Source organism: Caballeronia sp. LZ065 (genome assembly GCF_031450975.1).
Taxonomy (GTDB): domain Bacteria; phylum Pseudomonadota; class Gammaproteobacteria; order Burkholderiales; family Burkholderiaceae; genus Caballeronia.
The window spans coordinates 2,289,267-2,301,953 of record NZ_JARUXV010000001.1; the positions used below are offsets into that span (position 1 = coordinate 2,289,267).

The following is a 12,687-nucleotide window of genomic DNA, read 5'->3' on the forward strand; positions in this document are numbered from 1 at the left end:
TTCACTGCGCCTTGTGCTTCGCGTTCCAGTCGCGCAGCGCCTGCAGCGTGTTGCTGACGTGCTGGTCCGGCGACAGGCTCGTGTACTCGTAGATGACCTTGCCGTCCGGCGCGATCACATAGGACACGCGATTGGCCATCGTGCTTTTCATGGGCATCGAGGCGTCGTACGAGCGGATGATCTTCGAATCGGCGTCGGCGGCCACCGGAAACTTGCTGCGGCACTCGCTGACGGAGAACTGCTTCAACGTGTCGATGTTGTCGTGCGACACGCCGATGACCGTCGCGCCTTCCGCCTTGTATTGATCGACCGCTTCGGCGAACTCGTGCGCCTCGATGGTGCAGCCCTTGGTGAAGGCGGCAGGATAGAAGTACAGCACCACCGGGCCTTTCTTCAGCGCATCGGCGAGCGAGTAGTCGTACACGTTGCCGCCGAGCGAGGCCTGCGCGGTGAAGTTGGGCGCGGCATCGCCGGGCTTGAGCGTCGCGGACGCGGTGAGCGGATGGAGCACGGCCGCGCAGGCGATGGCCGCCGCCCACATGCGGGCGCCCCGCGCCGTCCGGTTGAGAGACTTGCTGTTCATGCGCGCTCCTTGCGGTGAATGTCGATGATGGGGTGCGCCGTGCGCGCCTGTCACGCGTTGCCGGCGTCCTCGTCCAGCCGATGCTCGGCGAACCACGCCGCTGCCTCGACCTGCAGCTTTGCCAGCATGGCGGGCGTGAGCGCGTCGAGTCCGGGTTGCGCCAGACGGCTTGCGTCGATGGCGGGCGCATCGCCCCGCTCCGCCGCCCGCGCGACGCCCAGCAGCGTGCCAAGCGCGCCGCTGCCCGCCAGAATGGCGGCGCGGATGTCGGCCGCCAGATGGAGCTTATCGAGAATCTCCGCCGGCTGCATGTCGAGCACGACGTGCACCAGCGAAAAAATGCCGGTCATGTAGGCGGCGTCGGCGAGCGCTTCGTCGCCGGGGCGCAGCACGCCGGCCGTGAGCTCCAGGAAGCGCGCGCGGGTGCCGACCAGTTGCAGCAGCGGGTCCGAGCGCCACGGCAGGCCGCTGCCGTCCGCGTAGAGCAGCAGCTGCGCCCAGCGCATCAGCTGGCGGGTGCCGACCGCCGCAATCGCCTCGCGCAGCGACGACACGCGCCGCCCGCGCGTCTGCGCACTCGAATTGGCGAGGCGCATCAGCTGCACGACGATATCCGGGTTGCGCTTGAGCTCCGTTTCGAGTTCGCGCATGCCGGGTTCGCCGGCGAGCACGGTCATCAACCGGAGCAGCGCGCCGCGCGCCGGGCTGGCGCGCCGCGCCGACAAAACCTGCGGCCGCGCGAAGAAATATCCCTGGAACAGATCGAAGCCGAGTTTCCTGGCCTGCGAGAAATCCTCGTGCGTCTCGACCTTCTCGGCCACCAACTGCTTGCCGCGCAGTTTCACCGCCGCCGCCAGTTCCGGCAGATGCGCGCGATCGGCGGCGAGGAAATCGACCTTGACGATATCGACCGAAGGCAGCGCCTCGAGCAGTGGGTCGTCGAGCCGCACGACGTCGTCGAGCGCGAAACGAAAGCCCGCCTTGCGCAGTTGCGCGCAGCGCTTGAACAGCACGTCGTCGAAGGTGATGTTTTCGAGCAGTTCCAGCACGAAACGCTGCGGCTGCATGATGTGCACGATGTCGTCGAACAGCAGTTCGCGGCTCATGTTCACATAGCCCGGATACGGACCGAGCACCGCTGGTACACCGATTTCTCCCACCGTGCGGGCTACCACGTGGGCGGTGGCCTGCACGTCGTCGTGGACGCGCGCGTGGTTGTCGGGACTGTCGCGGAACAGCAGTTCGTAGGCAACCAGCGCGCCGTCGCCGTCGAGGATGGGTTGGCGGCCCACGTAGACGCTCTGACCCCGCCGTCCCAGTATCGAGCGCCTCAGGAACGAGTCAGGCATGTCGGGAAGCGCGCTTGGGCGTGCCGGAGGGCAAGCGTTGCCGTCGGCGTGTCGGATGGATGCGTGAGGGCCGGCCTGACGATCCGGGCTCGAGCCCAGGTCGGCAGCGAAAGGAAGTCGATCATGAGGCGAACGGAGGCTGGGAATTCACAACGCGGCGAAGGCTGGCCATTGGCGGAGAACCGTTTCCTGCTGAAACCGCGCCACTGTAACCGATATCGCGGGCATACATAATATGAAACTTGATATCGACAATCGCTGGACAATTCTTGACCCCGGCGTGGATTGTTGCATTTAGGTGACTTGTTAAAGAAACCGCCACCCTGCGCCGATAACTCGCCTGATAGAGCGTGCCGCGCCCGTTCCGACACACCCGGCGGCAGGCGCGAGCCTGAAGTGAGCGCCCCGTCCTTTGCCGGACGCGCGCGCCGCCGCCCGAACCCCACTGGAATCATGCAAGCGAACCGGATCACCGCCTCCCGCCGCGCACCGTGGCGCATCGCGCTCGATGCGCTGTCACGCGCATGGGGAAGCGCCGCGCGCGAGCGCCAGGAACACGCCGCGCCGGCCGAAGCGCCGCTGGCCCATGCGGCCGAAGACATCGACGCACTTGCTGCGGCATTGGCCACCAGCGACGTGACCCAGGCCACGTCCGTTTCACCTGCGCCCGAAGCCATGCTCGGCGCTGTCGATTTCCTCGCCCAGCTCGATGACGCGTTGCGCTTTCGACATGTGTCGGACGCGAGCATCGAGTTCATCGGCTATCACCGCGACTACCTGAGCATGCTGACCCTGCACGACCTCGTCGCCTCCGAAGAGGCCGACGAGCTGAATGCGCTCGTCGCCCGGGCGCGCGCGAGCGGCAGGCTCGAGTCGGCGGTGCTGACGGTGGTCAAGTCGCTGACCTATCCGATCTGCGTCGAGCTGCGGCTCATTTCGACGGCCGCGCGCGGCGCGCCGGGCTTCGCGCTGGCCGCCTTCGACGTGTCGCACTGGCGCGAACGCGAAGCCGAACTCAACCATCAGTTGCATCACGATCCGCTGACCGGACTCGAAAACCTGACCGCGCTGAAGACCGCGATCGGCGCGGCGCAGGCCGAAGCCGAGCTGACGCGTACGCACGCGGGTCTGGTGCTGCTGGGCATCGACGACTATCAGCGCATCAATCGCGCCCTCGGCTACGATGCCGGCGACGAACTCCTGCGCGAAACCGCGCGCCGCATCCAGCACACCGCGAGCCATGGCGAGCGCGTCGCGCGCGTGGCCGGCGACGAATTCGCCGTGCTGCTGCCGCCCGGCACCTCGCCTGAACTCGCCGAAGCGCTCGGACGCCGCCTGCTCACCGCAATCGCGCAGCCTTACCGGCATCGCGGGCAGCATACGCACTTGTCGGCGAGCGTGGGCGTCGCGCTGTATCCGGACCAGACGGGCAAGAACGCGCGCAGCAACGTGCAGACGAGCCTGCTGCGCATGGCCGATCACGCGCTCGCGCAGGCCAAGGAAGCGGGCGGCAACGCGCTCGTGTTCCATACGCTCGACGACAATCCCGCCGACGCCGAACGCCTGAAGCTCGAAGCCGATCTGTACGAAGCCGTGCGCAACGGCGAGTTCTCGCTCTACTTCCAGCCGATCACGAAGATCCTGACCGGCGCGGTGGTGGGCGTGGAGGCGCTGATGCGCTGGAATCATCCGGTGCACGGACTGGTGCCGCCCTCGACCTTCATTCCGCTCGCGGAATCGATCGGCCTGATCAACTATCTGGGCAACTGGGTCCTGAAGGCCGCTTGCATGCAGATCGTGCAGTGGGATGCGATCGGCATCCGGCTCGACTATGTCTCGGTGAACGTGTCGCCGCAGCAGTTCCGCGACAAGCGCTTCACGGCGGCCGTACAGGAGGCGCTGGCGCTCACCGGCATCGACGCCCGGCGGCTCGTGTTCGAGATCACCGAGAGCCTGCTGATGCACGATCCGGAAGAAGCGACCGGCCTGCTGGAGGCGCTGACGGCGGTCGGCATCCGCTTCGCCGTGGACGACTTCGGCACCGGCTATTCGAGCCTCGCCTATTTGCAGCGTTTTCCGCTCTCCAAGCTCAAGATCGACCGTAGCTTTGTCGAGAACATTGTTACCTCGCGCAACAACCGTGCGATCGTCGGCGCCGTGGTCGGGCTCGCGCAGTCGCTCGGGCTCGAGCTGGTCGCCGAAGGGGTTGAGACCGAGGCGCAGCGCGATCTGCTGGCAGGGCTCGGATGCGATCATATCCAGGGCTGGCTGATCAGCCATGCGTTGCCGTCGGACGAATTGGCCCGCTCGTTCCAATCGAATACGCTGGTGTTGTACGAGGCATGAAGCGCGCCCCTTGGTTCGCGTTCCGATTGAGGAATGCGCCGTAACTCCCTAATAACGTGTAAATTTCGTTATCGGGTGCTGGGTTTGTAGATGCTGGACCGCCTCGGGATAGCCGTCGCGTAACGCAGGGTTCTTATTTTTAGCAATGGCACGCACCAAGGCCGAACTATTGGACAAGTTGTGGTCGCGCATGAGCGAGCGCGGGGATTTCCCCATGCTCTCGCAGGCGCTGCGCTCGACTGTCTCCGCCATGAGCGACGACGACCTCGACTTCACGTCCCTCGTGCAAGTCGTGCTGTCGGACGTCGGCCTCACGCAGAAGGTGCTGCGCCTCGCCAATTCCGCGATGTACGTCGCGTTCGGCGGCAACATCACCACCGTCACGCGCGCGCTGATGGTCCTCGGCATGGACGCCGTCGGCCATCTCGTGGTGGGACTCAAGATCGTCGACCACTTTCACCAGAGCGCGCCGCGCCGTATCGACGCCAAGCTGGAACTCAATCGCACGCTGCTCTCCGGCGCGGTCGCGCGCCAGCTCACCGAACACAAGGACCTGCGCTCCGCCGAGGAAGCCGTGGTCTGCACGCTGATGCGGCAGATCGGCAAGCTGCTCGTGGCGTTCTATCTCGAACACGAATGGGATCAGCTGCGCCGCAAAGCCGCGTCGGAAAATATCCCGGACAGTGATGCATGCGCGGCGCTGCTGGGCGTGACCTTCGACGAAATCGGCCTCGAAGCCGCCGACCGCTGGCGCCTGCCGGAGACCATCCGCGAAGGCATGCGCGCCACCGACCCGAACGCGCCCGTCGATGAAACCGTGCCCAAGCACGTGCTCTGGCTGCGCGCCATCTCGAACTATTCCACCGAAGTCGCCGACGCGCTCACCGCGCAGAACGTGGCGTCGGAAGGCCGCGAGTCGGTGGTCTTCGACATCTCCAGCCGCTACGCCGGCGCGCTCAACACCGACGCCGAACTCCTCACCTCGATGAGCCTCGCGCTCGCCAACGAAGAAGCCAGCGACGGCGTGATCCGCGAGATCTCCGAACTGCAGGCCAACGCCGACGCCATGGCGCGCGCGAAGATTTCGGCGGAGGCGCGCATCGGCGCGAGCATCGAAGATTTACGCGCGCTGCCCACCCGGAATGCGCTGGCGCCGGCGCTCGCACTGGTTTCCGAATCGATCATGGCAAGCCTGCATCTGTCGCGCACCGTGGTCTTCGTGCGCCAGGCCAACAATGAATTCCATGCGCGGCTCGGACTCGGCAGCGGCGTCGAGCCGATGTTGCCGGCACTGCGCTTCTCCGCCGAGTTCCGGCCCGACGTGTTCCATCTCGCCATCAGCAACCCGGTGGGCATCTTCATCGAGAACGCGCACGACGCCCGCATCGACGCGCGCCTGCCGCGCTGGTACAAGGACACGCTCGGCGAGGCGCAAGCGTTCGTGCTGCTGCCGGTGAAGTCGAACGAGTCCACCATCGCGCTCATCTACGGCGACTGGACGCATCCGCAGCACGTGCGCAAGATCTCGGCGCCCGAAATGAGCGCGCTGAACGGCCTCACGAAGGAACTGAGCCGCTTCTTTCTCGGCGCCAACTGGAAGGAAGTCGAGCTGATCTGAAGCGGCTTCTACTCTTTAGTCGCGCCTTATTCCCGTTTCAATATCGCCACGGCCTGCTCGCCGTAGCGCACGACATAGCCGCCGTGCGTGCGTTGCCAGTCGAGCGCGTCCGCCTCGTCCGCAAACCAGTTCTTCTCGAAGTCATTGAACGCGCCGGCGTCGAGCCGGTAGCGGTCGATGACCGCATCCGGCTGCGTGTCGATCGCGGCCTTGCACGCGTCCCAGTTCGCGTAGCCCAGTTCGGTGGCGATGAGCGCGAGCAAGTGCTTCAGTTGCAGGTCCGCGCGCCGCGCGTGGAGTTGTGTGAGACTGCTGGCCGGCAGGATACGCGCCGCGAGCAGGCGGCGCAGGACGGGCATCGACGCGCTCGTGTCGCCGTCGCGGGCGAGGCGCAGCAGGCGTCGCGCGTGCTCGCGCAGGTAGTTGCCTGGGGAAACGGGTGAAGCGATGGGACAGGATGTAGACCACATGACGTTGTTCCTTTATGGCGCCGTTCTCGCTGCGGCTGAAAAGGTTCGACGTTGCGGTTCGATCCAGGGTGACGGTAGGTCGTGGTCAGGTGCGTAGGACTTTCGCGAGAACGGGCGCCCTGCCTCGCCCGTCCGTGATTTTACCCCAGCGTCTGCTTCAGGCCAGCTGGAATTTGCCGACCAGCGCTTTCAGCGCGCGCGCCTGATCGTCGAGCGATTGCGCGGCGGCCGCCGCCTGTTCGACCAGCGCCGCGTTCTGCTGCGTGCCGGCGTCCATCTTCGAGACCGCGTCGCCGATCGACTCGATGCCCGTCTTCTGCTCGGCCGACGCCGCCGAAATCTCGCCCATGATGTCGGTGACGCGGCGCACCGCGCGCACGACTTCCTCCATCGTCGTGCCGGCTTGCTGCGCGTAGGCGGAGCCGTCGGACACGCGCGATACCGACGTGTCGATCAAGCCCTTGATCTCCTTGGCCGCCGACGACGACCGCTGCGCGAGGCTGCGCACCTCGCCCGCGACGACCGCGAAGCCGCGTCCCTGTTCGCCCGCGCGCGCCGCCTCGACGGCCGCATTCAGCGCGAGGATGTTGGTCTGGAATGCGATGCCCTCGATCACGCCGATGATGTCGCCGATGCTCTTCGCGCTCGCATCGATCCGCTGCATCGTCTCGACGACGCGGTTCACCACCGCGCCGCCCTTCTCCGCGATCGCTGACGCGCTCTGCGCCAGCGTGCTCGCCTGCATAGCGTTGTCGGCGTTCTGACGCACGGTCGAGGTGAGCTGCTCCATGCTGGTCGCGGTCTTCTCCAGCGCGACCGCCTGTTCCTCCGTGCGGCGCGACAGGTCGACATTGCCGGTCGAGATTTCGCTCGATGCCGAAGCGATCGCCTCCGCACTCGCCGCGATGTCGCCGACGGTCGCCGAGAGGCCGGCCCGCATGTCGGCGAGCGCGTGCAGCATGCTGTCGTCGTCGCGGCGCCGGAGCGTGATCTCGTGGGCCAGGTCGCCCGCCGCGATGCGCCGCGCGATGTCCTTCGCGTAAGCAGGCTCGCCGCCGAGCTGTCCGGCGAGCCGCCGCACGACCCATTCGGAGACGCAGATCGCGAGCGCGCACAGCGCGAGCGTCAGCACGGACACCATCACGAACGACGAATGGAAGATGAACGCGGCGGCATCGATGGTGGCGCGCGCGGCGGCGCCCCGGCGCGCGACGAGCTCATCGACGCGCTTTTCGAGCTTGCCGGTCTCGACCAGCAGCGACACGTCCTGGGTGCCGACCTGCCAGTTCATCTGCGACAGATCGAGCGGCTGTTCCTTGACGAGCTTCACGAAGGTGCGCAGGTTGTTGCTCCAGGTGCCGACGGCGCCGGCGAAAGCCTTCTGCTGCGCGAGTGCGTCATGGTCGGCGTGATCGACGTACTGGGCCAGTTGCGCCTGTTCCCGGCCGATGCCCGCGAGCGCCTGCTCGATTTCCGCGCCGAGATCGTCGCGTTCTTTTGCGGTGCTGGCAGTGAGCAGCATCTTTTGCGACCGGCTCGCGCGCAGCAGATAGCCGCGCGTTTCCTCGGCGGCGCGGCTCGCGACATAGCCTTGCGTGTAGATGGATTCGGTCGAGCCGTTGAGGCGGCTGATCTGCGTCAGCGCCAGCGCGCCGATGACGAGCGTGCCCGCGAGCACCACGCCGAACGCCAGTCTGAGCGATGCCTTGACGGACATTCCGCGTGGCCGGGCCGTGGCCGTGAAGGATGTGCGCTGGGCGTGCGCTGGAAAGCCCGCGGCCTGTGAGCCGCGTAGCGAAAACAGTTTCATCGATCGAATCCCCGCTTGTGGTCTGCGGACGGCGCCGTCGTGTGGCGCGTCCGGGTCTGGTCCCGCCGGTAGTACGGCAGTTGGCCGGCTTTCTTGAGCCGCGCTTCTACGGTAAGCGAACAGACGTTCGCTGCCGCTTTATACGGTTATAGCGTGCCAAAAATGCTTTTTGTCTGTGGAATGATCGATCGCGGTGCACCAGGCTGTCCGATTCGCGACAAAGCTTGGCAGGACAACGCGTCGGGGACAGCCTACACTTGTCAGAAATTCAGTTAGCGCATAAATGGCTGACTTGAAACAACAAAAACAGAGACGATTCCGCTTACCTCAGCCATTCACCATGCAAACCAGCATCGACAAGGGCGCGTTGTCGCCCGCCGGCGCGACGGCCGGCACTTCCGATACCCAAACGGCCAAGCCCGTGGCCGCAGCCCAGCGCACCGTCTATTCGGTATTGGGCGCAATCAGCTTTTCGCATCTGCTGAATGACATGATCCAGTCGCTGATCCTGGCGATCTACCCCATGTTCAAGAGCGAGTTCGCGCTCTCGTTCGGGCAGATCGGCCTCATCACGCTGACCTACCAGATCACGGCGTCGCTGCTGCAACCGCTCGTCGGGCTCTATACCGACAAGCACCCCAAGCCCTACTCGCTGCCGGTCGGCATGGGCTTCACGCTGGCGGGGCTGTTGCTGATGTCGGTGGCGGGCAGCTTCGGCATGCTGCTGGTCGCGGCGGCGCTGGTCGGCTGCGGCTCGTCGGTGTTCCATCCGGAATCGTCGCGGGTGGCGCGCATGGCCTCGGGCGGCAAGCACGGCCTCGCGCAGTCGCTGTTCCAGGTGGGCGGCAATGCCGGTTCGTCGCTCGGACCGCTGCTCGCCGCGCTGATCATCATTCCGCACGGCCAGCGCAGCATTGCGTGGTTCTCGGCGGCGGCGCTCGTCGCGATGTTCGTGCTCGCCAACATCGGCCGCTGGTACAAGCGTCATCCCGCCACCAAGAAAGGGCGCGCCCAGGTGCAGCAGTCCACCCTGCCGCGCAAGACCGTCATCATGGCCATGAGCGTGCTCGTGCTGCTCGTGTTCTCGAAGTATTTCTACCTCGCGAGCATCAACAGCTACTTCACCTTCTATCTGATCAACAAGTTCGGGCTGTCGGTGCAGTCGGCGCAGATCCACCTGTTCGTGTTCCTCGCCTCGGTCGCGGCGGGCACGGTGGTCGGCGGGCCGATCGGCGACAAGGTCGGGCGCAAGGCGGTGATCTGGGTGTCGATTCTCGGCGTCGCGCCGTTCACGCTGCTGATGCCCTATGCGAACCTGTTCTGGACCAGCGTGCTGTCGGTGATCATCGGGCTGGTGCTGGCGTCGGCGTTCTCCGCCATCCTGGTGTATGCGACCGAGCTGATTCCCGGCAAGGTCGGCATGGTCGCGGGCCTGTTCTTCGGCTTCGCGTTCGGCATGGGCGGCGTCGGCGCCGCGGTGCTCGGCCAGCTGGCCGATGCGACGAGCATCGAGTTCGTCTACAAGGTCTGCGCGTTCCTGCCGCTGATCGGGGTGCTGACGGTGCTGCTGCCGAAAACGCACGACGAACATGCGAAGGCCTGATTTACGCGGTTGATGCGTGCTGACGACGGCGGGCGCATGCGCCCGCCGTTTGCATTGGCGCCTCAGGATCCCAGCGCCTCCCGCACCTGCGCCAGCGCGCCCGGGTCTTCGATGGTGGGCAGTTCGCCCGGATCACGCCCTTCCGCCAGCGCCGCGATCGCGCGGCGCAGCAGCTTGCCCGAGCGCGTTTTCGGCAGCATCGTCACGAAGTGCACACGCGCCGGACGCGCGATCGCGCCCAATTGACTATCCACCGCGCGGCACAACTCGGCTTCCATGCCCTCGCGCGCGCCCGGCGCCTCGATGCACGCCGCATCGCGCAGCACGACGAAAGCCGCCGCCGCCTGCCCCTTGACCGCATCGGCGATACCGACCACCGCCACCTCCGCGACCGCCGCGTGCGCCGACAGCGCTTCCTCGATCTCCCGCGTCCCCAGCCGATGCCCCGCGACGTTGATCACGTCGTCGGTGCGCCCGAGGATCGACACATAGCCGTCTTCGTCCCGCACGCCCCAGTCGAAGGTCGAGTAGACGAGCTGGTTCGGCACGCTGTTCCAGTAGGTGTCCACGAAACGCTGGTCGTCGCCCCACACCGTCTGCATGCAGCCCGGCGGCAGCGGATAGTCCAGCGTGACCACGCCCTTCTCGCCCGGCGCGCATTCGTCGCCGCTGGTTTCGTTGCGCAGCTTGAGCCCGAAGCCCAGCGACGGCACGCCCGGCGAACCGAGCTTCGACGGCAAGGCCTCGATGCCGCGCGGGATCGCGATCATTGGCCAGCCGGTTTCGGTCTGCCAGTAGTTGTCGATGACGGGCTTGTGCAGCGCGTCCTGGATCCAGCGCGCCGTGGGTTCGTCGAGCGGCTCGCCGGCGAGGAACAGCGTGCGCAGGCTCGACAGGTCATAACGCTCCATCAGCGCCGGGTCCTGTTTCTTGAGCACGCGGATCGCCGTGGGCGCGGTGAACATCAGGTTGATGCCGTATTGCTTCACGAGCCGCCACCAGATGCCGCCGTCGGGACGGATGGGCGTGCCTTCGTACATGACGGTCGTACAGCCGGCGATCAGCGGCGCATAGATGATGTAGCTGTGCCCCACCACCCAGCCGATGTCGGACGCGGTGAACATCGTGTCGCCGGGCTGGCCTTCGAAGATGTGCTCCATCGATGCAGCGAGCGCCACCGCATAGCCGCCGACATCGCGCTGCACGCCTTTCGGCCGGCCGGTCGTGCCGGAGGTGTAGAGCACGTAGGACGGCTCGTTGGATTCAAGCCATTCGCACGGCACGTGGGCGTCGAAGTAACGTTCGCGCAGCGGTTCGTAGGCGACCAGATAGCTCGCTTGCAGACGCTCCGGCGCCAGTTGCCGGTCGATCAGCAGCACCTGCGGCACCTTGAATTCCGCGCGCGAGAGCGCTTCGTCGACGAGCGGGGTGTAGTCGATCACCCGGCCCCCGCGCGCGCCCGCATCCGCCGTGACGATGAGCGCGGGCTCGGCATCGTCGATGCGCGCGGCCAGATTGGGCGCCGCGAAGCCGCCGAACACGACCGAGTGAATCGCGCCGAGGCGCGCGCAGGCGAGCATCGCGAAGAGCGCTTCGGGGATCATCGGCAAATAGATCAGCACGCGGTCGCCCTTCTTCACGTGCAGAGAGCGCATGACGGCCGCCATGCGGTTCACTTCGGCATGCAGCTCGGCGTAGGTGTAGCGGCGCTCGATACCCGTTTCCGTCGATACATACACGAGCGCGTCCTGCTCCGCGCGCGAGGCCAGATGGCGGTCGACGGCGTTATGACAGAGATTGGTCCGGCCGCCGACGAACCAGCGCGCGAACGGCGGACGGCTCCGGTCGAGCACCTGATCGAACGGCGTCTGCCAGTGGATGCGGCGGGCCTGTTCGGCCCAGAAGTCTTCAGGTTGCTCGATCGACCGGCGATACGCTTCTCGGTAACTCGGCATGCGCGTCGTCCTCTGCAAGGCGGCTTGGTGGCTCCTCAGGATAGAGCAGCCGTAAAACCCCTGCTAGACGGGCGCGCCCTGATCGATGCCGGGCGTGACGGCGGTCAGCGCGCCTTGCTGCGCGTCGCGGGCAACGGCGCGACCGCAGGCGCGGAATGCTTGAGCAGCACGGGCGCGAGTTCGCCCGCCACCCGCAGGCTCGACACGACGACCGTCCGCACGCCGCAACCCTCGGTCAGCGCGCGCTGCGTTTCGCGGGTCGTCGCGCGCGCCTCGATGCGCGGCTCCACGACGATCAGTCCACGGCAGAACGTGGCGAGCACCGCGCGATGCGTGCGCATCCATGCGGCGCGCAGGCGGGCGTCGTCGGCGGATTCGCGCTCGTCGTGCTCGACGGCCAGCACGAACGGCGTCGCGAGCGCCAGCAGGCGGCTCATCTGCGCGCTCCACGCGAACGCGTAGCCCGGCCGGACGGCGCGCGGCCGCAGTCGCACGAACGGGAAACGGCTCGTATCGAAGAAACGCTCGTCGAGCACGAGCGACGGAATTTCGACGGATCTCGTCACGGAATCGGCGGCATTCACAGCGGTTTCGGACTCCAGTAGTTCAGTGAGGCGATCAGGTTCGGCCAGCGCGACAGCCGCGGCACCACGCGCCGTTTCGATTGCGCGGCGCGTTTCGGGCGGCGCTCGGCATGGGCTTGCGCCGGGTTCGCGGCGGCTTCGCTCCACGCGCGGCGCGTCGTGTCGAGCACGCGCTCGGCATTCACCGACACTGCGCGTGCATCACTGCGTGTTTCCCGCTCGTCCGTCGCGCAGGCGGGACTTGCCGCGCCCGCCGCGCCGATGGCGGTGAAATCGTTGGTCATGGTCTCGGGACCTCCCGTTTTGTAGCCTCAGGTTCTGGGACGTCATTGTATTGAGAATCATTCTCAACTACAAGCGGGATTTGGC

Annotated in this window: 10 protein-coding genes; 3 read left to right on the forward strand and 7 right to left on the reverse strand. The window is 66.4% G+C overall.

The features are described from left to right. Position 1: 1 nt before the first annotated feature. Together QCE63_RS10515 and QCE63_RS10520 are read right to left on the reverse strand one after the other, a co-directional pair. Positions 2 to 541 (reverse strand): peroxiredoxin, encoded by a 540-nt coding sequence (locus QCE63_RS10515; protein ID WP_309833765.1) that lies wholly within the window; start codon positions 539 to 541, stop codon positions 2 to 4. A gap of 92 nt (positions 542 to 633) precedes the next feature. Next, positions 634 to 1,932, reverse strand: a complete 1,299-nt coding sequence (locus QCE63_RS10520; RefSeq protein WP_309832738.1) for an EAL domain-containing protein — start codon at positions 1,930 to 1,932, stop codon at positions 634 to 636. A 453-nt stretch (positions 1,933 to 2,385) separates the two neighbouring features. On the opposite strand from QCE63_RS10520, the gene QCE63_RS10525 reads away from it, so the two are divergent. Together QCE63_RS10525 and QCE63_RS10530 are read left to right on the forward strand one after the other, a co-directional pair. Then, on the forward strand, positions 2,386 to 4,278 hold the full coding sequence (locus QCE63_RS10525; RefSeq protein ID WP_309832740.1) for a sensor domain-containing phosphodiesterase: 1,893 nt from the start codon (positions 2,386 to 2,388) through the stop codon (positions 4,276 to 4,278). A 145-nt stretch (positions 4,279 to 4,423) separates the two neighbouring features. Further along, a complete protein-coding gene (locus QCE63_RS10530; RefSeq protein ID WP_309832742.1) occupies positions 4,424 to 5,896 on the forward strand; it encodes an HDOD domain-containing protein in 1,473 nt (490 codons plus the stop codon). Between the two features lie 26 nt (positions 5,897 to 5,922). On the opposite strand, the gene QCE63_RS10535 is transcribed toward QCE63_RS10530, so the two are convergent. Together QCE63_RS10535 and QCE63_RS10540 are read right to left on the reverse strand one after the other, a co-directional pair. After that, the gene (locus tag QCE63_RS10535; RefSeq protein ID WP_309832744.1) at positions 5,923 to 6,366 is read right to left on the reverse strand and encodes a hypothetical protein; all 444 of its coding nucleotides are present in this window, start codon (positions 6,364 to 6,366) and stop codon (positions 5,923 to 5,925) included. A gap of 157 nt (positions 6,367 to 6,523) precedes the next feature. Beyond that, positions 6,524 to 8,176 carry a methyl-accepting chemotaxis protein gene (locus QCE63_RS10540; RefSeq protein ID WP_309832746.1) on the reverse strand — a complete coding sequence of 551 codons (1,653 nt, stop codon included), beginning with the start codon at positions 8,174 to 8,176 and terminating at the stop codon, positions 6,524 to 6,526. Positions 8,177 to 8,516: 340 nt separating this feature from the next. Between QCE63_RS10540 and QCE63_RS10545 the strand changes: the two genes are divergently transcribed. Further along, positions 8,517 to 9,779: an MFS transporter gene (locus QCE63_RS10545; RefSeq protein ID WP_309832748.1), complete on the forward strand. Its 1,263-nt coding sequence runs from the start codon at positions 8,517 to 8,519 to the stop codon at positions 9,777 to 9,779. A gap of 62 nt (positions 9,780 to 9,841) precedes the next feature. Here the strand turns inward: QCE63_RS10545 and QCE63_RS10550 are convergent, their stop codons facing one another. The 3 genes from QCE63_RS10550 to QCE63_RS10560 form a co-directional block, all read right to left on the reverse strand. Continuing rightward, positions 9,842 to 11,752: a propionate--CoA ligase gene (locus QCE63_RS10550; protein ID WP_309832750.1), complete on the reverse strand. Its 1,911-nt coding sequence runs from the start codon at positions 11,750 to 11,752 to the stop codon at positions 9,842 to 9,844. An 86-nt stretch (positions 11,753 to 11,838) separates the two neighbouring features. Then, complete coding sequence (locus tag QCE63_RS10555) at positions 11,839 to 12,300, reverse strand: hypothetical protein (RefSeq protein WP_309832751.1); 462 nt, start codon at positions 12,298 to 12,300, stop codon at positions 11,839 to 11,841. Positions 12,301 to 12,314: 14 nt separating this feature from the next. Further along, a complete protein-coding gene (locus tag QCE63_RS10560) occupies positions 12,315 to 12,602 on the reverse strand; it encodes a hypothetical protein (protein WP_309832753.1) in 288 nt (95 codons plus the stop codon). Positions 12,603 to 12,687 lie beyond the last annotated feature (85 nt).

Coding starts and splice junctions, on each gene's coding strand:
- QCE63_RS10515 (WP_309833765.1), bottom strand. CDS start 541: ATGTGGGCGGCGGCCATCGCCTGCGCGGCCGTGCTCCATCCGCTCACC.
- QCE63_RS10520 (WP_309832738.1), bottom strand. CDS start 1,932: ATGCCTGACTCGTTCCTGAGGCGCTCGATACTGGGACGGCGGGGTCAG.
- QCE63_RS10525 (WP_309832740.1), top strand. CDS start 2,386: ATGCAAGCGAACCGGATCACCGCCTCCCGCCGCGCACCGTGGCGCATC.
- QCE63_RS10530 (WP_309832742.1), top strand. CDS start 4,424: ATGGCACGCACCAAGGCCGAACTATTGGACAAGTTGTGGTCGCGCATG.
- QCE63_RS10535 (WP_309832744.1), bottom strand. CDS start 6,366: ATGTGGTCTACATCCTGTCCCATCGCTTCACCCGTTTCCCCAGGCAAC.
- QCE63_RS10540 (WP_309832746.1), bottom strand. CDS start 8,176: ATGAAACTGTTTTCGCTACGCGGCTCACAGGCCGCGGGCTTTCCAGCG.
- QCE63_RS10545 (WP_309832748.1), top strand. CDS start 8,517: ATGCAAACCAGCATCGACAAGGGCGCGTTGTCGCCCGCCGGCGCGACG.
- QCE63_RS10560 (WP_309832753.1), bottom strand. CDS start 12,602: ATGACCAACGATTTCACCGCCATCGGCGCGGCGGGCGCGGCAAGTCCC.